The following is a 22,982-nucleotide window of genomic DNA, read 5'->3' as shown; positions in this document are numbered from 1 at the left end:
CAACTCTACCCATGACAGGCATGGGTAGTCTCGCACCTGGAAGCGGTTCAGGAGAATCAGGCAATAATCCAGCAGAAATCGGCTATCGACCCGGCCGCCTCGCGCGGCACACTGCCCAACATTCCACAACAAGACAGATTCGGGGCGGACCCAAGGGCCCGCCCCGCCTTCCTCAGTCGGCAACCTTCATCACCACACGCCCACCTGCCGGGCAGGTTTCCATGTGACGGTTGGCCTCGACGTAGTCCTCGAACGCGAATACGCGATCAATCGGCGGCTTCAGCAGATGATCACGGGTCATCTGGTTGATATGGTCCAGCGCCCGCTTGACCGACGCCTCATTGGTCTCGATACCCAGCTCCGGTGAACCGGTGAAGTCGAGCACGCAATGACGATAGAACTGCAGATGCTTCTTGAACGCGGCGCAAGCCGGGAACGCGGTGTCGTTGCCGCCGTTGCAGCCATAAACGACCAGCTTGCCGCGCTGTGCGGCGACGTCGCCCAGGAGCTTCATCTGCTGGCCGGCGCACTGGTCCAGGACCACTTCGACGCCCTTGCCCTGGGTGAAGCGCTCGACCTCAAGGACCAGGTCCTGCTCTTCGGTGACGATGATCTTGTCGGCACCCAACGCTTTGATGAAGGCGCGGCTTTCCGGATAACTGGTGGACGCGATCACCTTGGCACCGAGGGCTTTGGCCAGTTGCACCGTCTGCGGAGCCAGGCAATGACCGGCTTCGGTGACCAGGACATGCTGGCCCGGCTTCAGGCCGCCCAGGTCGACCAGGGCGAAATAGGCCATCAGCAGCGGCGTGTAATGGATGCTGGCCTCCTCCGGCGTCAACGCGTCGGGATAGGCCACCAGGCCGTTGCGCGGCATCAGCACCAGATCGCCCCAGGCCGGATGATGGCTCGGCGTGCTGGCCGGGAAGCTGGCAACCGGCGTACCGAGGGTCAGGTCGTCAACGCCTTCGCCCACGGCTTCCACGATGCCGGCCATCTCCGAACCAAGGCCGGAAGGTAGCTGGGCAGCCTGCTCGGCAGCCAGGTTCTGCCGCCAGAGCACGTCCCTCCAGCCCACGCCCAGAGCCTGGGTGCGTACCAGAACTTCGCCCGGACCCGGAACGGGAGTGGGCAGCTCGTCCAGTGTCAGGACCTCAGGGCCCCCGAACTGGTGAAAACGGATCATGCGGGACATCACATACCTCGCCTGTGACTCTTCATAGCCACGGACTCTATCCGGGCTTTAGCCACAAAACCACCCGCGACCATTGATAGTTGTCATAAACGGCGATGATGTGAGCCTTGACGACGGGTCGTGTGGAATTGCACCTTTCACACATTAATTACGGATGATTCCATGAACCGGAACGACCTGCGAAGAGTTGACCTCAACCTTCTTATAGTGTTCGAGACGCTCATGCATGAGCGCAGCGTAACGCGTGCGGCCGAAAAGCTCTTCCTCGGGCAACCGGCCATCAGTGCGGCGCTGGCCCGTCTGCGGACCCTGTTCGACGACCCGCTGTTCGTCCGCACCGGCCGCAGCATGGAACCGTCGGCCAGGGCCATGGAAATCTTCGCCCTGCTCTCCCCGGCCCTGGACTCCATTTCCACTGCTGTCAGCCGCGCCGCCGACTTCGATCCAGCCACCAGCACCGCGGTTTTCCGCATTGGCCTGTCTGACGACGTGGAATTCGGCCTGCTCCCCGCCCTGCTGCGCCGTCTGCGCGCCGAAGCACCCGGCGTGGTGCTGGTGGTGCGCCGGACCAACTACCTCTTGATGCCCAACCTGCTGGCATCCGGCGAAATATCGGTGGGCGTCGCCTACACCGATGAGTTGCCGGCGAACGCCAAGCGCAAGACCCTGCGTCGCTCCAAGTCCAAGGTCCTGCGCGCCGACTCGGTGCCTGGCGCCCTGAGCCTCGACGACTACTGCGCTCGCCCCCACGCCCTGGTGTCCTTCGCCGGCGATCTGGGTGGCTTCGTCGACGAAGATCTGGCCAAGCTCGGGAAAACCCGCAAGGTGGTCCTGGCCGTGCCCCAGTTCAACGGCCTGGGCACCCTGCTCGCCGGTACCGATCTGGTGGCCATGGTGCCGGACTACACCGCCGCCGCCCTGACCGCAGCCGGCGGCCTGCGTGCCGAAGACCCGCCCCTGCCGGTGCAGTCCTTCGAACTGTCCATGGCCTGGCGCGGCGCCCAGGACAATGACCCCGCCGAACGCTGGCTGCGTTCGCGCATCCAGATGTATTGCGGTGATCCGGATAGCCTGGAATAGCCCCCGCCTGCACTTCTGTTGCTTTTCCTGTGGGGGCGAATTCATTCGCTAAGGGCCGTGCAGCAGTCCCTCTGGTCAGGCAGGGCAGTCCTGCGGACTGCATAGCGAATGAATTCGCCCCCACAATGTTCCCACCTCTACCTTCCCGCTGATCAACAAATCCATAACCCCGCCCTGATCAATCACTTCCAGTGATATTCATCTTCAGGGTGTTCGATTCGTCTGGTCGAAACCCAGCAAGCAGACTCCGCCCATTCATAAAACCAATTGGCGGACCTGTCCCATGGAAGCAACTCACAAGAATCTCTGGCGTTACCCACTGACCCTCGCGGCAGCGGTGGTGCTGGTCGCCTGTGGCAAGGCACCGGACGCCGCGCTTTCGCACGCCGCGCCCAAGGTCAGCGTCGCCGAGGTGATCGAACAGCCGCTCAATGAATGGGACGAGTTCACCGGCCGCCTGGAGGCCCCGGAATCCGTCGAGATCCGTCCGCGCGTTTCCGGCTACATCGATCGCGTGGCATTCGACGAAGGCAGCCTGGTGAAGAAAGGCGACCTGCTGTTCCAGATCGACCCGCGCCCCTTCGAGGCCGAGGTCAAGCGACTGGAAGCCCAGCTGCAACAGGCCCGCGCCAACCAGAACCGTGCCGCCAACGAAGCCCGTCGTGGCGAGCGTCTGCGCCAGACCAACGCCATCTCCGCCGAACTGGCCGACGCCCGCACCACTGCCGCTGTCGAAGCCCAGGCAGCAGTCGCCGCCACCCAGGCCGAGCTCGACAACGCCAAGCTCAACCTCAGCTTCACCCGCGTGACCGCGCCCATCGATGGCCGCGTCAGCCGTGCCGAAATCACCGAAGGCAACCTGGTCAACGCCAGCCAGTCGCTGCTGACCTCGGTGGTTTCCACCGACAAGGTCTACGCCTACTTCGACGCCGACGAGCGCGCCTTCCTCAAATACGTGGAACTGGCCCGCAAGACCGGCTCCGACACCCGCGCCGCCAGCCCCGTCTACATGGGCCTGTCCAGCGAAACCGGCAACCCGCACCTGGGCCAGCTGGACTTCCTCGACAACCAGGTCAACCCGCGCACCGGCACCATCCGTGGCCGCGCCGTGTTCGACAACAAGGACGGCCGATTCACCCCCGGTCTCTACGCCCGCATCAAGCTGGTGGGCAGCGAGACCTACCCCGCCGCACTGATCAAGGACGAAGCCATCGGCACTGACTTGGGCAAGAAGTTCGTCCTCGTGCTCGGTGACGACAACAAGGTGAATTACCGCTCCATCGAACTGGGGCCGAAGCTGGAAGGCCTGCGCATCATCCGCAACGGCCTGGCCAAGGGCGAGAAGATCGTCGTCAACGGCCTGCAGCGCGCCATGCCCGGTGCGCCGGTGGAACCGGAAGCCGTGCCCATGGCCGACGAAGCCACCCTCGACCAGCTGGCACGCCTGCGCCAGTCAGTGGAAGAGCGCGACGCCCCGCGCGTTGCCGAGCAGAACGCCACCAAACCTTCCGTCGGTCCGCGCGGCTGAGGTAGCACGCCATGAATTTTTCCCAGTTCTTCATCCAGCGGCCGATCTTCGCCGCCGTGCTGTCGCTGCTGATCCTGATCGGCGGCGCCATCTCACTGTTCCAGCTGCCCATCAGCGAATACCCCGAGGTGGTTCCGCCGACGGTCGTGGTACGCGCCGCGTTCCCCGGCGCCAACCCCAAGGTGATCGGTGAAACCGTCGCCTCGCCGCTGGAACAGGCCATCGTCGGCGTGGAAGGCATGCTCTACATGTCCTCCCAGGCCACCGCGGACGGCAAGCTGACCCTGACCATCACCTTCGCCCTGGGTACCGACCTGGACAACGCGCAGGTGCAGGTGCAGAACCGCGTGACCCGTACCGAGCCCAAGCTGCCGGAGGAAGTCACCCGGATCGGCATCACGGTGGACAAGGCCTCGCCCGACCTGACCATGGTCGTGCACCTGACCTCGCCCGATAACCGCTACGACATGCTCTACCTGTCCAACTACGCCGCGCTGAACGTCAAGGACGAACTGGCGCGTCTGGACGGCGTAGGCGACGTGCAGCTGTTCGGCATGGGCGATTACTCCCTGCGCGTCTGGCTGGACCCGAACAAGGTGGCCTCGCGCAACCTCACCGCCACCGACGTGGTCAACGCCATCCGCGAACAGAACCGCCAGGTGGCCGCGGGGGCCCTCGGTGCGCCGCCGTCCAACGCCGGCAACAGCTTCCAGCTCTCGATCAACACCCAGGGCCGCCTGGTCACCGAGGAAGAGTTCGAGAACATCATCATCCGCTCCGGTGAAGACGGCGAAATCACCCGCCTGAAGGACATCGCCCGTGTCGAGCTGGGCTCCAGCCAGTACGCCCTGCGCTCGCTGCTGAACAACCAGCCGGCTGTTGCCATCCCGGTATTCCAGCGCCCCGGTTCCAACGCCATCGAAATCTCCGATGCCGTCCGGGCACGCATGGCCGAGCTGAAGCAGAATTTCCCCCAGGGCATGGACTACGAAATCGTCTATGACCCGACCATCTTCGTGCGCGGCTCCATCGAGGCGGTGGTCCACACCCTGCTCGAAGCCATCGTGCTGGTGGTACTGGTGGTGATCCTGTTCCTGCAGACCTGGCGCGCCTCGATCATCCCGCTGGCCGCCGTGCCGGTGTCGCTGATCGGTACCTTCGCGGTGATGCACCTGTTCGGCTTCTCGTTGAACGCCCTGTCGCTGTTCGGCCTGGTGCTGGCCATCGGTATCGTGGTGGACGACGCCATCGTCGTGGTGGAGAACGTCGAGCGGAACATTGGCCTCGGCAAATCCCCCATCGACGCCACCCGCCAGGCCATGAAGGAAGTGACCGGCCCGATCATCGCCACCGCCCTCGTGCTGTGCGCCGTGTTCGTGCCCACCGCCTTCATCTCCGGCCTCACCGGGCAGTTCTACCAACAGTTCGCCCTGACCATCGCCATCTCCACGGTGATCTCGGCCTTCAACTCGCTGACCCTGTCGCCGGCTCTGGCTGCCGTGCTGCTGAAAGACCACCACGCACCGAAGGACCGCTTCTCCCGCGTGCTCGACAAGCTGTTCGGCGGCTGGCTGTTCGGCCCGTTCAACCGCATGTTCGAACGCGCAGGCGGTGGCTATGTCGGCACCGTGCGCCGTGTGCTACGCGGCAGCAGCATCGCCCTGGTGGTGTACGGCGGCCTGCTGGTGCTCGGCTACCTGGGCTTCTCCAGCACCCCGACCGGCTTCGTACCGCAGCAGGACAAGCAGTACCTGGTGGCATTCGCCCAACTGCCGGACGCCGCCACCCTCGACCGCACCGAGGCCGTGATCAAGCGCATGTCGGAGATCGCCTCCAAGCATCCGGGCGTGGAGAACACCGTGGCCTTCCCGGGCCTGTCCATCAACGGTTTCACCAACAGCCCGAACAGCGGCATCGTGTTCACCCCGCTCAAGCCCTTCGATGAGCGCAAGGACCCGTCCATGTCCGCCGGTGCCATTGCCGCCGAGCTGAACAAGCAGTTCGCCGACATCCAGGACGCCTACATCGCGATCTTCCCGCCGCCCCCGGTACAGGGTCTCGGCACCATCGGCGGCTTCCGCCTGCAGGTCGAAGACCGTGGCAACCTGGGCTACGAGGAGCTGTACAAGCAGACCCAGAACATCATCGCCAAGGCGCGCCAACTGCCGGAGCTGAACCCCATGTCGGTGTTCACCAGCTACCAGGTCAACGTGCCGCAGGTGGATGCCGCCATCGACCGCGAGAAGGCCAAGACCCACGGCGTGGCCATCAGCGACATCTTCGACACCATGCAGGTGTACCTGGGCTCGCTGTACGCCAACGACTTCAACCGCTTCGGCCGCACCTACCAGGTCAACGTCCAGGCAGAGCAGCAATTCCGCCTGGAACCCGAGCAGATCGGCCAGTTGAAGGTACGCAACAACCGTGGCGAGATGATCCCGCTGTCCACCTTCGTCAAGGTGGAGAACAGCGCAGGTCCTGATCGCGTGATGCACTACAACGGCTTCATCACTGCCGAGATCAACGGCGCTGCAGCCCCCGGCTACAGCTCCGGCCAGGCCGAGGCGGCGATCGAGAAACTGCTGAAGGAAGAACTGCCCAACGGCATGACCTTCGAGTGGACCGACCTGACCTTCCAGCAGATTCTCGCCGGCAATACCGCGGTGTTCATCTTCCCGCTCTGCGTGCTCCTGGCCTTCCTGGTGCTGGCCGCCCAGTACGAAAGCTGGAGCATGCCTCTGGCGGTGATCCTGATTGTGCCGACCGTGCTGTTCTCCGCCATCACCGGGGTGATCCTGGCCGGTAGCGACAACAACATCTTCACCCAGATCGGCCTGATCGTACTGGTGGGCCTGGCGTGCAAGAACGCCATCCTCATCGTCGAGTTCGCCAAGGAGAAACAGGAAGAAGGCCTGGATCGCGTCGCCGCCGTCCTGGAAGCCTGCCGCCTGCGTCTGCGCCCGATCCTGATGACCTCCATCGCCTTCATCATGGGTGTGGTGCCCCTGGTGTTGTCCTCCGGTGCCGGCGCCGAAATGCGCCATGCCATGGGCGTTGCAGTGTTCAGCGGGATGATCGGCGTGACCTTCTTCGGCCTGCTGCTGACCCCGGTGTTCTATGTCCTGATCCGCGGCTTCGTCGAGAAAGGCGAAGCCCGCAAGGCCGCCCGCGCCGAGAAACTGAAGGAAGCCCACGCATGATGTACAAGGCTTTTGCCCCTGCCCTGCTGGCCCTGGCGCTCTCCGCCTGTGCCGTGGGTCCGGACTACAAGGCCCCGGAAAGCGAGCCCGCGCGGCTCGCCTCCTCCGAGGACGTGAAGGTTGATCGCACTCGCTTCGAGAGCGTCTGGTGGCAGCAGTTCGACGACCCGACCCTGAACCAGCTGGTCCAGGAGTCGCTCAAGGAAAACCGCGAACTGCGCATCGCCTTCGCCCGCCTCAAGGCGGCCCGTGCCATCCGCGATGACGTCGGCAACGACCAGTTCCCGGTGGTCACTGCCGGCGCCAGCGCCGAGATCGGCAAGGGCCAGCAGCCCGGCGTCACCGAAGAGCGGGTCAATGCCGAGCGTTACGACCTGGGCCTGAACATGGCCTGGGAACTGGACCTGTTCGGTCGCATCCAGCGGCAGATCGAGGCCAGCGAAGCGGAAACCGACGCCGCCCAGGCCGACTTGCAACAGCTGCAGGTGAGCCTGATCGCAGAACTGGTGGACGCGTACGGCAACCTGCGTGGCGCCCAACTGCGCGAACGCATCGCCCGCGAGAACCTGGAGAACCAGAAGGAATCCCGTGGCCTGACCGAGCAACTGCGTGACGCCGGCGTCGGCAGCGAGCTGGACGTGCTGCGTGCCGATGGTCGCCTGGCGGCCACCGAAGCCAGCGTGCCGCAACTGCAGGCCGAGGAAGCGCGTGCCCGCAACCGCATCGCCACCCTGCTCGGCCAACGCCCGGAGCAACTGACCGTGGACCTTTCTCCCAAGCCCCTGCCGGTAATCGCCAAGGCATTGCCCATCGGCGACCCGGCCGAGCTGCTGCGCCGCCGTCCGGACGTGCGCTCGGCGGAACGTCAACTGGCAGCAGCCACCGCTGGTGTGGGCGTGGCTACTGCCGACCTGTTCCCCCGCGTGAGCCTTTCCGGCTTCCTCGGCTTCACCGCCGGACGCGGATCGCAGATCGGTTCCTCCGCCGCCCGCGCCTGGGCCGTGGCGCCGACCATTTCCTGGGCGGCCTTCGACCTCGGCAGCGTCCGGGCCCAGATCCGCGCCTCCGAAGCCGACGCCGAGGGCGCGCTGGCCAGCTACGAGCAGCAGGTGCTGCTGGCCCTGGAAGAGTCGGAGAACGCCTTCAGCGACTACGGCAAGCGCCAGGAGCGGCTGGTGTCCCTGGTTCGCCAGTCGGAAGCCACCCGCGCCGCCGCCGAACAGGCCGCAACCCGTTATCGCGAAGGCACCGTGGACTTCCTCGTATTGCTGGACGCCGAACGCGAGCGCCTGGCCGCCGAAGACGCCCAGGCCCTGGCCGAAGTTGAGGTCTATCGCGGCATCGTCGCCATCTACAAGGCCCTCGGCGGCGGCTGGCAGCCCCAGGCGTAAACCGTTCCTCCCTTGTCCGGCCTGCCCGGCCGGCAATTTCACCCGCGGGTCTGAGCTCCTCGCCGCGGGCTTTTTATTCCTGCTCCGCGTGGCTGTCCACCGGGGCCCACTGACTGTGCCAAGGACGGCGGCAACGAATTCGGAGTCTGGCTCTGGATACTCAACCCCTAGATCTCGACAGGAGACTATCCATGAAAACCCTTATCACCACTGCCACCCTGCTTGCAGTAGCCCTTTCCGCCGGTTCCGCAATGGCCTCTGGCGGCGGCGACCGCGTTATCAAGCGCTACGAGACCCGCCTGGCCCAGGTCGAGCAGCAGAAACGCAAAGCCCAGGAAGAAGTCGCGCAGCAGAAGGAACTCGCGGAAAAAGCGAAACGTGGCTAAGCCACAGGGATGGGGCGGGATTACCTGCCCCATCCCACTGCTTCTAGCATCAAGCGTGATGGATGCCATCGACTCGCTTGCCTCTGCGACAATCGCCGGCTAGCGTCATGCCGACCGCCGACGAAGCCCACCCATGCCCACCGACGCCCAGATCCTCGCCGCCATAGACACCGCCTTCGGCGACTGCCGGCGCCCGGAGCACTTCGCCAACTTCCAGCACTGCTGCGAATGCGCAGAACACGACGCGCTGCTATGCAGTCGTGACCGCGAAACACTGCAACACGCAGATGTCGGCAATGCCGGTTGGGACCCCATCTGTTTCTGCTCGCCCGAAGGCATCGCCTACTACTTTCCTGCCCTGGCGCGCTTCGCGTTGGCCGAGCCTGTCCCGGAAATAGACTGGTATGGCTGGCAGATGGTTTTCCATCTCGACTACAGCGGCGCGGAAAACGCTTTCTTCCAGCATTGCTCACCGGTTCAGCGCCGGACCGTGGCCAGCTTGCTCGCGCATCTGCTCGATACCCGTACCACGCTGCTGGAGATGGACGCCGACGCCGCTCTTCGCGCCCACGGCGTCTGGTCGCGCTGACGGAACGTCAGACCACTGGGGTATGACGATTCTGCGACCTGACTGCCTGTTTGCGCCGCGCTACCAGCGTCTTGGCCGCCGTCATGTGGATGGGCCCGCCCTGGTAGGTGGGCAACTCGCGGGAAACCCAGTCGATTCCCCGGTCATGCCAGTGCACCTCACCCGCTTCCAGCTTCATGTCCCGCTGTAATTCCCGGATCACCTGACGCACACGCGCATCGCTATAGAAGGCCTCGTTGTCGATGGCCTTGCTGAACGACTCGCCGTCTTCTCCGGTCAAGGTGAGCAACAGTGAGCCGTCTGGTCGCGGTTTCACCGTCACCTGGTGCTGCGGGAAGGCGTCGTAGAAGGCAGTGAATGGCAGCTTCATGCGGAACACTCCTGTGGGGCCGTCGTTTTCGGACCCTGTTCCCTGCAGTCGCCATGCCTGTTCGCCGCCTTCGACAATTTCCTTGCGAATCAGGCATATGGAACGAAAGCGAAGCGCTGTTGACGGGTGACTTGCACGATCCCCTTTCCAACCGCCGTGCAAGTTGCACGCTCTCAACGCAAGTTCGTCGCTTGACCAGCGCACTTGATCCTGAGAAAAGGCTGCCCGCAAACGGCCGGACCCGGCCAATGAACCAAGGAGCGCATCCCATGAGTGACGAACTGCAGATAACCGATATCCAGCTGGGCGACGGCAAGGAAGTGGTCAAGGGCGCCCTGATCACCACCCAATACCGTGGCACCCTGGAAGACGGCACGGAGTTCGATTCCTCCTACAGCCGTGGCAAGCCCTTCCAGTGCGTGATCGGCACCGGCCGTGTGATCAAGGGCTGGGACATCGGCCTGATGGGCATGAAAGTCGGCGGCAAGCGCAAGCTCTTCGTCCCGGCTCACCTCGCTTACGGCGAGCGCCAGGTCGGCGCGCATATCAAGCCGAACTCCAACCTCTGCTTCGAAATCGAGCTGCTGGAAGTCCTGACCCGCGACGATTGATCAACCAGTCCGGGAAGATGGGCCGCCGTACGTGGGCCCAACGAGCGATCCTGACCCGTCTATACCCATGCGGCACCGACGATGGGTATCGCGGGCTCGCGGAACGCCGCCCGACCCATCCTACATTGCTGATTCAATCGCGCGCCGAGCCCCCCGAACCCGTAGGAGCGAGCTTGCCCGCGAACAGTCCGAGCACGATCTTTCGGACAAGGCGGCCAGCCACAGGCTTGTGGCCTGGGCCGCCGCCGGAACCGCAGGGTATGGGGGATGAATCGCCCGGCAATCGTGTCACCGGACGGCGGCAGGATACCGGGCGAATCTGTCAGCAGGCTGTCAGCTGGACTGGGGCATCTCGCCACGGGCCAGGCGCTTGTTGATGTCGTCGATCACCGCCGGCAGCTCGGCGATGGTATCGATCAGGTAGTGCGGACGGGAGCCTTCGAACATCTGGCCGATGCGCGCGCGCTCCTGGTCCAGCTTGTCCTTCGGCAGCGCCTTGAACTGCTCGTACGTCAGGCCCAGGGCATTGCCCGAGCAGGTCAGGGCCACGGTCCACATGCCGGCCCTGCGGCCTTCGAGGATGCCCGGCCAGGTGTCGTCCACCTTCACGCAGGCGGCCACGTCGTCGATGCCGAGGGCGATCACGTTGGCCAGGGACTGCGCCGGGTGCGGACGGCCGTTGGGCACTTCGTCGGTGGCCACCACGTGGTCCGGCGTGTAGCCGTTCTCGCGGGCCAGCTCCACCACCTTGGCCATCACCACAGCCGGGTAGCCGGAGCAGGTGCCGATCTTCAGGCCTTTGCCACGCAGGGTGGCGATGGCGTCGAGGGCACCGGGGATCAGCGCCGAGTGCAGGCCGATCTTCTCGATCTGCAGCGGCATGAAGCGCTCGTAGATGGCGGTGACGTCATCGTCCGTGGGCAGGCGGCCAAAGGCGGCGCGGTAGCGTTCGCCGATGGCGGGGATGTCGCAGAGTGTGCGGATGTGATCCCACTTGCCCATACCCATCGGGCCGCGCGCTTCTTCCAGGGAGACGGCGACGCCGAACTCACCGAAGGCCTCGACGAATATCTGGGTCGGAGCGAAGGAACCGAAGTCGACGACGGTGCCGGCCCAGTCAAGGATGACGGCTTGCAGTTGGGTGGGTTGCTTGTAGTCCATGGTGGATCTCCGTTTTCAGGGATGAGAAAGGCCGCCCCGCGCCGCTGGCGGGAGTCGTGCAGGTTGTGGATTGGGAACGGGTGAAATCAGGGAGGTGGTGCGTCGAGTAGCTCGCCAATCATCGGCCGGTTGCGGCGGATGCCCAGGCAGCACAGGTAGTAGTCGATGTGGAACGGGTGGTCGACGAAGGTGATCGGCCGCGTTCCGGGTGTCTGCGCGTATTCCACGGCCGACACGAAGCCGATCCCGATGCCCTGGGCAATGGCGTGGACGATGGCTTCGCGGCTGTTGAGCTGCATCGCGCAATCGAGTTCCAGGCCGCGCCGATGGCACTCCTCCTCCACCAGTTGGCGAGTCCGCGAGGCGCGTTCGCGCAGTACCAGCCGCTGGCCGCTGATTTCCTCGACGCGCACCTGCTCCTGGCTGGCCCAGGGGTGATCGTCGCGAACCACGGCGATGATCGGGTAGCTGCGATAGAGCTGGGTGCTGAGGCGCTGATCGAACTCCGACAGGGCAAGGATGGCGACGTCGATGTCGAAGTTGTACAACCGCTCCAGGGTCTCGCCCTCTGTGTTGAAGGACGTTTCCAGCTCGATGTCCGGGTAACATTGCATCAACTGGTAGGTCAGGCTCATGGCGATCGGCGGCGACACGGCGCCGAGGCGCAGCATTCCCGCCTTGCGTTGTTTGAAGCTCTGCAGCAGTTGCACCGCTTCGCTCTCCTGGCCGAACAGGCCCTGGGTGATTGCGTAGAGCTCGCGACCCGCCGCACTCAGCTCGATGAAGCGGCCACGGCGATGGAAGAGTTCCACGGAGAACTGCTTCTCCAGCGAGCTGACCTGCTCGCTCACCGTGGGCTGGCCGACGCACAGGTACTCCGCCGCAAGCGTGAAACTGCCCGTCCGGGCTACGGCGTGAAAGGAACGGAGCCACTTGTGGTACTGGTACATGAAGAGTTCCGGGCGTCGGCCGATGGGTGGAAGTGAAGATCAGCGCCGCACGAAGAGTGCGACCAGGGCACTGCTGAGGCAGGCGGCGGTGACCACGATGAAGATAAGCGAAGTATTCCCGCTGATGTCCAACAGACGCCCGATAAGCGGCTCGGCCAGGCCTGCGAACAGGTAGGACGAGAAGTTCATCACGCCGGTCGCGGTACCCGCCCGCTTGGCGCCCACCAGGTCCGGGCACAGTGCCCAGAAGCTGGATGCCGGGCCATAGACGAAGAAGCCACAGAGGAATAGCGCCACCAGGCCGATGGTGCTATGGGCGGGAAGACTCCACATCCACAGACTGGTGGCGGCGCCCAGCACCATGTACAGCATGATCGCCAGGTAGCGTTTGGAGCCGAACAATTTGTCCGACACCCAGCCATTGCTCAGCGCGCCCACGGCCATGCCCACTGGCAGCGCCACGGTGATCCACTTCGGATCGATCCAGCCATCGCCACCGCTCTTCCAGTCGGCACCGAGGAAGTGCACCGGCACCCAGACGATCAGGCCGTAACGCGCGGCGTTCTGGAAGCCCAGGGAAATGGCGGCGATGATCAGCTTGGCGTTCTTCAGCACCGCCTTGTAACGCTGCGCGGAGGTTTCCACCTCGCCCTGCGCCGCTTCCTGGCCCTTATCGTTAGCGTTGGCTACACCGGTGTCGGCCAGCGGTTCGAAACCCAGATCCTGCGGACGCTCACGCGCAATCAGGAAGAACAGGATGCCGCCGGCCAGCATCAGCAACACCGGCAGTCGGAAGATCCAGCGCCACTCCAGATGCAGCACTTCGATCACGACGATGGACGTGACATAGGACAGGATCGAGGCGCAGCCGGCAGCGAACACGTAGAAGCCATAGACCTTGCCGCGCTCCGACACGCCCCACCAGTTCGACAGCAGCCGGCTGCCCGGCGCCCAGCCAAGGGCCTGGAAGTAACCGTTGATGCCCCAGGGCAGGATCAGGCTCATGAACCCGCCAGCAAAGCTGGTGATCCAGTTGGCGCCACAGGACAGCACCGCCCCCAGGCTCATGATGCGGCGACCACCGAACTTGTCGGCGAGATTGCCGTTGATGGCCTGGCCGATGGCATAGGTCCAGAGCATGGCGGTGGAGACCCAGCCGAGGGTTTCCTTGCTCAGGCCGAACTCGGCCTGCATGCCGGGAATGGCGAAACCGAAGGTCTGCCGACCCGTGTAGAAGAACAGGTAGCAGAACATCGCAGCCAGCAGCATGCGCCACTGGGCTGCACGGAACGAGGGTGAATGGGACATCGTCAAGCCAGACAGGGTATCTGCACGATTCATGGTGTTTTCCTTTTGTACGGTCCTCCGGTCAAGCCGGGGGCGGCACTCTTTTTCGGTGCGACAGGAAAGGGGCGGCCGAAGCCGCGCTCAGGTTGGGGAGGCAAGCCCCTAGGCGGCTCGCGAACCGATGAAGTTCTTGCCTCGTGCGCCCTGCATGGCGTATTCGATGATCGCCTCGGCTTCCCTGGCTGTTACGCCGTAGTCGCCGAACTCGGTCTTCACTTCGAGGCTATGGAGGAACTCCCGCAGGCGCGCCTGGGCCTTGCGCAGGTCAGGGCCGAAGATCCGTTGCAGGGTGCGGTCGCGGGCTTCGTCACGGCCCCAGGCGAGGCCCAGCACCAGAGGCAGGGTGAAGGAGCAGGCAATGCCGTGGGGCAGCCCATAGCGCAGGGTCATTTCGTAGGAAATGGAATGGGCCAGCGCGGTCTTGGTGTTGGAGAACGCCATGCCGGCCTTGAGCGCGGCCAGCGCCATGCGCGAACGCAGCTCCTTGTTACCGAGGTCCCGGCGCAGTTGCGGCAGGCAGTCGAGGATGTCCTCGATGGCGGAAATCGCGAAGGTGTCCGAGACGGGATTGGCGTTGACGTTCCAGATCGCTTCCAGGGCATGGGACAGTGCGTCCAGGCCGGTGGAGACCGTGACGCCAGCAGGCACCGTGATCATCAGCTCCGGGTCGACGATGGCGACCTTCGGCCAGGTGCAGTCCAGGTGCAGTGAATACTTCTTCTGGTTGCCCGCATCCCAGATGGTTGCCCAGGGCGTCACTTCACTCCCTGTGCCGGCGGTGGTGGGCGCGGCGATCAGCGATTTGGCGCGGGCCGGCACGAAGGCCTGGCCGGTGGACAGCAGCCCCAGCAACTCGTCGAAGCTGCCGGACTCGGTGCCGACGATCAGCGCCTTGGCGGTGTCGATGGCGCTGCCACCACCCACGGCGATGACCGTCTGGCAGTCAGCCGCCTCATGCCAGAAGCGCTCATAGGTGTGGCGCAACTGGGCGACGTCCGGGTTGGGCTGGACGTCCTCCACCACGTGCACCAGGCGCTCGCCCAGCAGCAGTTGGAGGCGGCCCAGCAAACCCAGGGCGCGTGCCTCGGGGAAGATCACCAGGGCGACCTTCTGGTTCTCGGTGAGGGACGCGAGATCACGGAGGCTGCCGCAGCCGAAACGCGTATCGACCGGATTATGGAAACGGGCAGTCATGGTGGCTCCTTTCTTGTTGTTGTCGGAAGGTGGGTGCATGGTCAGCCCTGCCCGACAACCGCTCAAATCGATTAATAGCAGGCGTGCATCGGCCAGACCGATACGAACGCGCAGGCCTTGGCCAACCGCGCCGGCGTCACGCCGGGCGGCTGGTGGTCAAAGTCGGATCAGTGGGAAGTGCCGCGCTGGATGGCGTTGCGCAGGCGGCTGGATGCCGTGTCAGCGAGGATAACCATCAGGGTGATCACGATGATGCAGGTCGCGGTTTCCTGGTATTTGAACAGCTTGAGGCTGCTGACCAACTCGAAACCGAGACCGCCGGCCCCGACCATGCCGAGCACCGTGGCCGAACGCAGGTTGACCTCGAAGCGATAGAGCACCACGGCGATCCACGCGGTGATCACCTGAGGCAGCACACCGAAGACGATCACCTGCAACGGCCGTGCGCCGGTGGCCTGGAGTGCTTCGATGGGGCCTTGATCGATCTCTTCGATGCTCTCGGCGAAGAACTTGCCGAGCATGCCCAGCCCGTGCAGCGCCAGGGCCAGTACGCCGGGGAATGGCCCCAGGCCCACCGCAGAAACGAATACCAGGGCGAGGATCAGTTCGTTGATGCTGCGGGTCAGGTTGAGGAATTGCCGGGTGGCGCCGTAGAGCAGGCGATTTCGCGTGAGATTGCGCGCGGCGAGGAACGACAGCGGGATGGCCAGCAGCACACCGAGCAGCGTGCCCCAGATGGCGATCTGCACGGTTTCCAGCGCGGGGGCGATCAGCCTCGGGAGGATGCTGAAATCCGGCGGCATGGTGCGGCTCAGGAAGTCACCGATCTGCGGCAGGCCAGCGGCCAGTTCGGCCACGCTCAACTGCGCGCCTTTCGCGCTCCAGTGGAGCACCAGGATCACCGCCAGCACCAGGGTGCCGGTGCCCAGCCAGCCACGGCTGCCCTGGGGCAGTTGAACGGTCCAGGCGTATTGGCTTCGTTGCATGTTCAACTCCCCAGCCCGGCGGCATAGCGCATCTGCGCCGCGTCGGCGCCATGCGATTCCCAGGGCTCCGGCTCCTGGCCGGGATAGATGCATTGCAGGTCGGCTTCGGTCAGGCTCGCACCGTCGCCATCGAACACCAGGCGGCCGTGGGCCAGGCCGACAATGCGGTCGCCGAACTCTCGGGCGTAATCCACCTGGTGCAGGTTGCAGACCACGGTGATGCCCAGCTCGCGGCTGGCATCGCGCAGGTATTGCAGCACCAGGCGCGCGGTCTTCGGATCGAGACTGGCCACCGGCTCGTCGGCGAGGATCACCCTCGGCCGCTGCGCCAATGCACGGGCGATGCCCACTCGCTGCTTCTGCCCGCCGGAAAGCGCGTCGGTGCGCTCATGGGCCTTGTGCGCCAGCTCGACCCTTTGGAGGCAGTCCATCGCCAGGGCCAGGTCCTCGCGGCGGAACAGTTGCAGCACGGAGGCCGGGGTGGACACCGATCCGAGCCGGCCGGTCAGTACGTTCTTCAGTACCGACAACCTCGGAACCACATTGTGATGCTGGAAGATCATCGCCACCTGGCGACGCAGGTCGCGGGTGTCGCGACAGCCGATGGCGTCGATGCCGGCCACTTCCAGGCAACCGGAGTCCGCCTGGACCAGGCGATTCATACAGCGCAGCAAAGTCGACTTGCCGGCGCCGGACTGGCCCAGGATCACCACGAACTCCCCTGCCGCGATATCCAGGTCGATGCCTCGCAGCACGGCATTGCTGCCGTACTGCTTGGTCAGTTGGCGAACCCGGATCATTTCATGCTCCGCAGATCGAGATCGAGCACCTTGGCGGTTTCGCGGACCACGTCATAAGCCGCGTCGTTGGTGGGCTGGAAACCATCGAGCTGGCCCTGGTCACCCCACGGCAGGTCCTTGATCGAGGCCAGCGCAGCAGCCACCTTCTGCTTCAGCGCCGGGTCCATGTCCTTGCGCCAGACCATGGGGGACTCGGGGATCGGGCGGGACGTCCAGACCACCTGGAAGTCGTCCTGCTTCACCAGGCCCTTGGCGACTGCGCCGGCGAGGATGCGGTCGGCCACGGCGGCGGCATCGACCTTGTTGTTCTCCACCGCGAGGATGCTGGCGTCGTGGGAGCCGGAGAAGATCACCCGCGAGAACAACTTGTCCGGTTCGAAGCCGGCCTGCTCCAGTCCCGCCTTGGGGAACAGGTGGCCGGACGCCGAACTGGGATCGACGAAGGCAAAGGTGTGGCCCTTGAGGTCTGCAAGGTTGCGGATGCCGCTGTCCTTGCGCGCCAGGATCAGGCTCTTGTAGGCGCTCTGTCCGGTCTTCTTGGTGACTGCCACCGAGAAGGCTTCGACATCGGCCACGGTGGTGGCGAGTACGTAGGAGAACGGGCCGAGGTAAGCCACATCCAGCTTGCCGGCCCGCAGGGCCTCGATAATGCCGTTGTAGTCGGTGGCGACGAAGGGTTCCACGGGCATGCCGAGCTGGCTTTCGAGGCTGTCCAGCACCTGTTTGCTGGACTCGATCATGGCCTGGGAATCTTCCGAGGGGATCAGGCCGATGGTCAGCTTGTCGGCGGCCTGGGCGGCGGTGGCGGCGACCAGCGGGAGCAGAACGATACCGGCGACGCGGAGGAACTTGGCGAGGTTTTTCATGGCATTCCCAGCGGTTGTGGTTGGAATGGGCACAGGCTAGGAAGGTCACGTGACAGTCATACGATCAATTCAATATGGGTTTCGGCAGGAAACTATTGAAGGAACCTATGGATGTCGTCCGCCAAATTGCGCGCTTTCCTCGCTGTCGCCAGGCACGGCAGCTTCAGCGCCGGGGCCCGCGCGCTGGGGCTCAGCCAGCCCACTCTGACCACCCAGGTGCAGAGCCTGGAGCGCCAGCACAACGTCGAGCTGTTCCATCGCCGGGGCCGACGCATCGAGCTCTCCGATGTCGGCCAGCAGTTGCTGCCTATCGCCCAGCGCATCGCCGCCCTCGAGCTCGAAGCGCACAACCTGCTGCGAGATTCCGGGCGCCTGGACAGTGGCCAGCTCAAGCTGGGCGCGGTCGGCCCTTTCCATGTGATCGAGATGGTCGATCACTACCGCCAGCGCCATCCACGTATCGAAGTGTCGATCCGCGTCGGCAACTCGGCCGAGGTGCTGGCCGACCTGGAACAGTACGTCACCGACATCGCCGTGCTCGCCGGCCTGCATGAGGACCCGAGCCTGTGCAGCGTGCGCTACGCCCGCCACGCCATCATCCTGTTCGCCCGACACGACCACCCGCTGGCTAGCCGTGACGTGATCGCCCTGGAGGATCTGGAAGGGCAGCCACTGCTGCAGCGGGAATCCGGCTCCACCACTCGCGCAGCCCTGGAGCGGGTGCTGGCCGAGGCCGGCGTGACACCGCGCATCGCCATGGAAATCGGCAGCCGCGAGGCCCTGCGCGAAGCGGTAGTGCGCGGCATCGGCCTGGGTGCAGTGTCCGAGGCGGAGTTCATTCCCGACCCTCGAATCAAGCCCATCCGTATCGAGGGCGACCCGGTGCACACCGAAACCTACCTTTACTGCCTGGCGGAACGGCGCAACAGCCTGCTGATCTCGTCGTTCTTCGAGGCGGCACTGATGGGCGATATCCGCTAGCGTGTTGCTGAGCCGATGTCGATCTCGCCCTGCGCCAATCGACCAGTCAGCGAACCCCTCCCATCCAGGAGTCGCCCCATGTCCCTGCAACTGTTCGCGCACCCCTTCTCGTCGTACTGCCAGAAGGTCCTGATCGCGCTCTACGAGAACAGCATCCCGTTCCAGATGCGCCTGCTATCACCCGACGATCCGGCCACCGGCGAGGAGTTCCAGCGGCTCTGGCCTTTGCAGCGGTTTCCTCTGCTGCTGGACGGCGAGCGGGCAGTGATGGAGTCGAGCATCATCATCGAGTACCTGCAGCTGCACCATGCCGGGCCAGTGAAGCTGATCCCCGAGCAGCCAGAAGCGGCGTTGGAAGTGCGGATGCTGGATCGATTCTTCGACCTGTATGTGATGACGCCCATGCAGAAGCCGGTACTCGATAGCCTGCGCTCGGAGGACCAGCGCGATCCCTGCGGCGTGGCGGACGCCAAGGCCCTGCTGGATCGCAGTTACGCCTGGCTCGAAGGGAAGCTCACGGGGCGAACCTGGGCTGCCGGCGAAACCTTCAGCCTGGCGGACTGCGCGGCGGCGCCCTCGCTGTTCTACGCCGACTGGGTGCACCCGATCGATGCGGCCTTCGGCAATCTGCGCCGCTATCGACAACGGCTCCTGGCGCATCCGTCCATCGCCCGCGCCGTGGATGAAGCGCGCCCGTATCGGTCGCTGTTCCCGCTGGGTGCGCCGGATCGCGATTGATCCTCAAGGCTGAGGCGCGGCAACGAATCAAGAGCTTCGCGAGCAGAGCTCGCTCCTACCCGGTTAACGGCCTTTCGCGACCTGGGCGCAGGCGAGTATGGTTGCCCATTCGCTCCGCAATCTCGCACAGGATGTCCCCATGAGTGATCTGTCGACTTTCCCCATCCACCGTAAATGGCCCGCAACGCGGCCAGACGTTCTTCAGCTCTATTCCCTGCCGACGCCCAATGGCGTCAAGGTCTCCATCATGCTGGAGGAGACCGGCCTGCCCTACGAGCCGCACCTGGTGAGCTTCGAGCGCAATGACCAGATGTCGTCGGAGTTCCTCTCCCTCAATCCGAACAACAAGATCCCCGCCATCATCGACCCCAATGGACCGGATGGCCGCCCGCTGCCGCTGTTCGAGTCCGGCGCCATCCTTATCTACCTGGCGGACAAGACCGGCCAACTGATCCCGCAGGACGCCGCCGGCCGATACGAATGCATCCAGTGGCTGATGTTCCAGATGGGTGGGATCGGCCCGATGTTCGGCCAGATCGGCTTCTTCAACAAATTCGCCGGCAAGGACTACGAGGACAAGCGTCCCCTCGACCGCTATGTGCAGGAATCGGCGCGCCTTCTGGCCGTGCTCGACCAGCGCCTGGAAGGCCGGGACTGGATCATGGGCGAGCAGTTCAGCATCGCCGACATCGCCACCTTCCCCTGGGTCCGCAACCTGGTCGGCTTCTACGAGGCGGGCGACCTGGTCGGGTTCGAGCGCTTCGCCAATGTGAAGCGCGTGCTGGAAGCCTTCCTGGCGCGCCCGGCGGTCGAGCGTGGGTTGGGGATTCCGAAGCGGGATTGAAGCCATTGCGCCAGCCTGGTACAGCCCTCACCCCCGCCCCTCTCCCAGAGGGCGAGGGGTGACTCGCGCCGGCGGGGCACTACTATTTCTGAAGCAGCCAGTGAGTAGGGTGGATGTCGCTTTTTACATCCACCATCGGCACAGCAGGCGGCACTGGTCTTGCGCTCCTCTGTGGGGGCGATTTCAATCGCTAACTAGACCGCAGGTCTGCCCTACGAACACCCGGCAGCACCTGCCCCCCTCTCCCCCGCCTCACTCCCCCCGCAATTCCTTCGCCACCCTGAACTGCATCTCGTAAGCCGGCCCCTCCACGCTATCGGAATTCTCGGCATAGCGGCTGGCGAACCCCTCCACGCCCCACTCCCGATACTGCTGCGCATGCACCAGCTCGTGGGCCCAGAGCGCCACATCCTCCAGCGCACCTTCGCGGTCGCGGAAGAGGATTACGTCGACCAGGGTGACGGCCTTGATATCCGGGTCATGCAGCATCGCACTGGCCGCGCCCAACTCACTGCTGTCACCGATCCGGTAACGCGCCACATCCAGCAGCGCGGCATCGAAGTAAGGCACCAGCTTTTCCCGGATAGCCAGAGGGATCGGCTCGACCCCGCCGGCCAAGGCATCGGCCCGGGCCTGCACCAGCCATTGCTGCAAGGCGCCGGAGGCCACCCGGCTCACTTCACCGGGTAGCGGGCCGAGCACGCCGCGTACGTCGGGCAGGCACACGCAATCCGTCACGCAAACTTCGTACTGCCCCGGTGGGCAGGCCGACGCCGTTGCGGCGAGGCCACAGGCGGCGAGCAATGCGAGGTTCAGGGCGATCCGGCTCATGCGTCCTCCACGACGGGTTCCATTCGGCTTTGACCACGGCCAGCGGCCAAGCGCACCGCGTCCGACGACTGACCCTGAACGCCGGTCGCCGGCGACCGCTCACAACAGTCATGGCCACCCGATTCGGAGGACACCGCCATGCACAGCGATCCCAAGCGTCCGGGCGAAGCGCCCGACCCGACTCCGCCCACGGACACACCGCGCAACGTGCCGGACACTGATGTGGAGCCCGTGGAAGACACCCAACAGGAACCCAACCCCGAGGGGCTGCTGAAGGAATGGAACGATCCGGCGGACGACCCGTTGGTGTCCGGTTCCAAGGGGCGCAATCCACTCGGCGAAGGCGGCCCCTGAGTAGCGCTTCACCCAATTTAGCGGCCAACTGAAGAGGGGCTCACCGGCCGACACGACGGTCTGCTAACGTGATGCAGGCTCATTCGCGGAACGGTATTCATGCTCCCCTTCATTCAAAGCCACCCCCTGGTGTTCGGCGCCCTGCTGATCCTGATCGACGTCTCGGCCTGGCGCATCATTCCCGTCGAACAGCAGCCCTGGAGGGTGGCCTGCCGGCTGCTGCTGTTCGTGCTGTTCAGCGCCGTGATCATCGATGCCGGCATGAGTCCGCTGCAGCCGCCGCCGTGGTCCGATCCGACCCTCAATCTGGTAGCCACCGCCATGGAAATCGGCTGGTGGCTGTTCGGCGCGCGTACCGCCACCGTGGTACTCGGGCTGCTGATGCCGCGCATCGGCCATGCCGGGCGGCTGCTCCAGGATGTGCTGGGCGCGCTGATCTTCCTGGTCGCGGTGGTGGCCGCCGCGGCCTATGTGATGCAACTGCCGGTGAAAGGCCTGCTGGCGACCTCCGGGGTCATGGCGATCGTCATCGGCCTGGCCTTGCAGAGCACCCTGAGCGACGTGTTCTCCGGCATCGTCCTCAACACCACCAAGCCCTATCAACTGGATGACTGGATCTCCATCGACGGTACCGAGGGCAAGGTGGTGGAAATCGACTGGCGCGCCACCCACCTGCTGACGAACAAGGGCAGCACCGTGGTGGTGCCCAACTCGGTGGCGGCCAAGACCAAGGTGCACAACTTCAGCCGCCCTTATGAGCTGACCAGCGTGTCCATCACGCTCAAGGTGTCGACCCAGGTGCGCCCGCGCCGCGTGCTGGAGGCCCTTGAAAGGGCGATCCAGAGCGTCAGCGCATTGCTGGTCAACCCCAAGCCGAAGGTCGCGATCAAGGGTTCGGACCTGGAGTCCATGGAGTACGAGATCAGTGGCTTCATCCGCACCGGCGAGAACAAGACCGAAGTGAGCAACCTGATGTACGACCTGGCGCACCGGCACCTGGAAGCAGCCGGCATCTCCTTCAGTGGCGAGGACGCCCCGCAACCCTCCGGGCGGCCGCGCCTGCTGCTGGACGAGGTGAAGATCTTCCGCGCGCTCAGCCATGGTGAAAAGGACGAACTCAGCGAAGCCATGGCGCCGCTGGCGTTCTCCGCCGGCCAGATGGTGATGGCGGTGGGCGAAGTGGCCGACGGCCTGCTGATCGTCGGTACGGGCGTGGTGTCCGCGGCGGTGCCGGACAACACCGGGAAGATGGTCGAAGCCGGGCGCATGGGGCCGGGGGAAATCATCGGCGAGGAAGGCATCGGCTGCGACGCGCCGTCCCAGGCGCAGTTCACCGCCCTCACCGCTTGCGTGCTCTACCGCATCGACCGGGAGGCGATGAGCAAATTCCTCGAGACGCGCGTCGAAGTCCGCGCCGCGCTCATCCACCTGCGCACCTTCCGCGAACAAGCCAGCCGCAATCTGCTGCTGCAGAAACCCCAGGTCGTGAAGAAGACCGGCTTCCTCAGCTGGCTGCAGAAGAAACACTGAGGGTTCCGATCAGCGGACGCCTAAAAACCAATAACGGCATTTTTATATGC

At 64.7% G+C, this 22,982-nt stretch carries 22 protein-coding genes; 12 read left to right on the top strand and 10 right to left on the bottom strand.

Going from position 1 to position 22,982, the window contains the following annotated elements; genetic code table 11:
- Positions 1-172: 172 nt before the first annotated feature.
- Positions 173-1,195: a zinc-dependent alcohol dehydrogenase family protein gene (locus tag DM872_RS08490; RefSeq protein WP_179059051.1), complete on the bottom strand. Its 1,023-nt coding sequence runs from the start codon at positions 1,193-1,195 to the stop codon at positions 173-175.
- A gap of 162 nt (positions 1,196-1,357) precedes the next feature.
- On the opposite strand from DM872_RS08490, the gene DM872_RS08485 reads away from it, so the two are divergent.
- From DM872_RS08485 to DM872_RS08460, 6 genes are all read left to right on the top strand, one after another.
- Entirely contained in the window at positions 1,358-2,275 is a 918-nt protein-coding gene (locus tag DM872_RS08485) for a LysR substrate-binding domain-containing protein (RefSeq protein ID WP_256873329.1), read from the top strand.
- Positions 2,276-2,558: 283 nt separating this feature from the next.
- Entirely contained in the window at positions 2,559-3,803 is a 1,245-nt protein-coding gene (gene mexE / locus DM872_RS08480) for a multidrug efflux RND transporter periplasmic adaptor subunit MexE (protein ID WP_179059050.1), read from the top strand.
- Positions 3,804-3,814: 11 nt separating this feature from the next.
- Positions 3,815-7,003 carry an efflux RND transporter permease subunit gene (locus DM872_RS08475; RefSeq protein ID WP_179059049.1) on the top strand — a complete coding sequence of 1,063 codons (3,189 nt, stop codon included), beginning with the start codon at positions 3,815-3,817 and terminating at the stop codon, positions 7,001-7,003.
- The gene (locus tag DM872_RS08470) at positions 7,000-8,394 is read left to right on the top strand and encodes an efflux transporter outer membrane subunit (RefSeq protein ID WP_179059048.1); all 1,395 of its coding nucleotides are present in this window, start codon (positions 7,000-7,002) and stop codon (positions 8,392-8,394) included. Before DM872_RS08475 ends, DM872_RS08470 begins: the two co-directional genes overlap by 4 nt.
- A gap of 191 nt (positions 8,395-8,585) precedes the next feature.
- Positions 8,586-8,780 (top strand): hypothetical protein, encoded by a 195-nt coding sequence (locus DM872_RS08465; RefSeq protein WP_077524389.1) that lies wholly within the window; start codon positions 8,586-8,588, stop codon positions 8,778-8,780.
- 133 nt (positions 8,781-8,913) lie between these two features.
- Complete coding sequence (locus DM872_RS08460; RefSeq protein WP_179059047.1) at positions 8,914-9,369, top strand: hypothetical protein; 456 nt, start codon at positions 8,914-8,916, stop codon at positions 9,367-9,369.
- A 7-nt stretch (positions 9,370-9,376) separates the two neighbouring features.
- On the opposite strand, the gene DM872_RS08455 is transcribed toward DM872_RS08460, so the two are convergent.
- Positions 9,377-9,739 carry a DUF3509 domain-containing protein gene (locus DM872_RS08455; RefSeq protein ID WP_179059046.1) on the bottom strand — a complete coding sequence of 121 codons (363 nt, stop codon included), beginning with the start codon at positions 9,737-9,739 and terminating at the stop codon, positions 9,377-9,379.
- 269 nt (positions 9,740-10,008) lie between these two features.
- Between DM872_RS08455 and DM872_RS08450 the strand changes: the two genes are divergently transcribed.
- Positions 10,009-10,350 (top strand): FKBP-type peptidyl-prolyl cis-trans isomerase, encoded by a 342-nt coding sequence (locus DM872_RS08450; protein ID WP_179059045.1) that lies wholly within the window; start codon positions 10,009-10,011, stop codon positions 10,348-10,350.
- Positions 10,351-10,683: 333 nt separating this feature from the next.
- On the opposite strand, the gene phnX is transcribed toward DM872_RS08450, so the two are convergent.
- The 7 genes from phnX to phnD all read right to left on the bottom strand — a co-directional run bounded on the left by phnX (position 10,684) and on the right by phnD (position 17,654).
- Positions 10,684-11,511 carry a phosphonoacetaldehyde hydrolase gene (phnX, locus tag DM872_RS08445; protein ID WP_179059044.1) on the bottom strand — a complete coding sequence of 276 codons (828 nt, stop codon included), beginning with the start codon at positions 11,509-11,511 and terminating at the stop codon, positions 10,684-10,686.
- Positions 11,512-11,597: 86 nt separating this feature from the next.
- Positions 11,598-12,461: a LysR substrate-binding domain-containing protein gene (locus DM872_RS08440; RefSeq protein WP_179059043.1), complete on the bottom strand. Its 864-nt coding sequence runs from the start codon at positions 12,459-12,461 to the stop codon at positions 11,598-11,600.
- A 39-nt stretch (positions 12,462-12,500) separates the two neighbouring features.
- Positions 12,501-13,802, bottom strand: a complete 1,302-nt coding sequence (locus DM872_RS08435) for an MFS transporter (protein ID WP_179059042.1) — start codon at positions 13,800-13,802, stop codon at positions 12,501-12,503.
- Between the two features lie 108 nt (positions 13,803-13,910).
- The gene (psrA, locus tag DM872_RS08430; RefSeq protein ID WP_179059041.1) at positions 13,911-15,002 is read right to left on the bottom strand and encodes an iron-containing alcohol dehydrogenase PsrA; all 1,092 of its coding nucleotides are present in this window, start codon (positions 15,000-15,002) and stop codon (positions 13,911-13,913) included.
- Between the two features lie 167 nt (positions 15,003-15,169).
- On the bottom strand, positions 15,170-15,988 hold the full coding sequence (phnE, locus tag DM872_RS08425; RefSeq protein ID WP_179059040.1) for a phosphonate ABC transporter, permease protein PhnE: 819 nt from the start codon (positions 15,986-15,988) through the stop codon (positions 15,170-15,172).
- Between the two features lie 2 nt (positions 15,989-15,990).
- Positions 15,991-16,788 (bottom strand): phosphonate ABC transporter ATP-binding protein, encoded by a 798-nt coding sequence (gene phnC / locus DM872_RS08420; RefSeq protein ID WP_179059039.1) that lies wholly within the window; start codon positions 16,786-16,788, stop codon positions 15,991-15,993.
- Entirely contained in the window at positions 16,785-17,654 is an 870-nt protein-coding gene (gene phnD / locus DM872_RS08415; RefSeq protein WP_179059038.1) for a phosphonate ABC transporter substrate-binding protein, read from the bottom strand. Before phnD ends, phnC begins: the two co-directional genes overlap by 4 nt.
- Before the next feature lie 111 nt (positions 17,655-17,765).
- Between phnD and DM872_RS08410 the strand changes: the two genes are divergently transcribed.
- From DM872_RS08410 to DM872_RS08400, 3 genes are all read left to right on the top strand, one after another.
- On the top strand, positions 17,766-18,635 hold the full coding sequence (locus DM872_RS08410) for a LysR substrate-binding domain-containing protein (protein ID WP_179059037.1): 870 nt from the start codon (positions 17,766-17,768) through the stop codon (positions 18,633-18,635).
- Between the two features lie 78 nt (positions 18,636-18,713).
- Entirely contained in the window at positions 18,714-19,373 is a 660-nt protein-coding gene (locus DM872_RS08405; RefSeq protein WP_179059036.1) for a glutathione S-transferase family protein, read from the top strand.
- Between the two features lie 139 nt (positions 19,374-19,512).
- Positions 19,513-20,217, top strand: a complete 705-nt coding sequence (locus tag DM872_RS08400; protein WP_179059035.1) for a glutathione S-transferase N-terminal domain-containing protein — start codon at positions 19,513-19,515, stop codon at positions 20,215-20,217.
- Between the two features lie 252 nt (positions 20,218-20,469).
- Here DM872_RS08400 and DM872_RS08395 read toward each other — a convergent pair whose 3' ends face one another.
- Positions 20,470-21,048, bottom strand: coding sequence for an eCIS core domain-containing protein (locus DM872_RS08395; protein ID WP_179059034.1), 579 nt, complete (start codon positions 21,046-21,048; stop codon positions 20,470-20,472).
- 138 nt (positions 21,049-21,186) lie between these two features.
- On the opposite strand from DM872_RS08395, the gene DM872_RS08390 reads away from it, so the two are divergent.
- Positions 21,187-21,402, top strand: coding sequence for a hypothetical protein (locus tag DM872_RS08390; RefSeq protein WP_179059033.1), 216 nt, complete (start codon positions 21,187-21,189; stop codon positions 21,400-21,402).
- Positions 21,403-21,501: 99 nt separating this feature from the next.
- Positions 21,502-22,932 carry a mechanosensitive ion channel family protein gene (locus DM872_RS08385; protein WP_179059032.1) on the top strand — a complete coding sequence of 477 codons (1,431 nt, stop codon included), beginning with the start codon at positions 21,502-21,504 and terminating at the stop codon, positions 22,930-22,932.
- Positions 22,933-22,982 lie beyond the last annotated feature (50 nt).

It is taken from the genome of Pseudomonas taiwanensis (assembly GCF_013393345.1).
Classification (GTDB): Bacteria; Pseudomonadota; Gammaproteobacteria; order Pseudomonadales; family Pseudomonadaceae; genus Metapseudomonas; species Metapseudomonas resinovorans_C.
The sequence above is the reverse complement of the archived record's forward strand: the minus strand, read 5'-3'. Positions and strand labels throughout refer to the sequence as shown.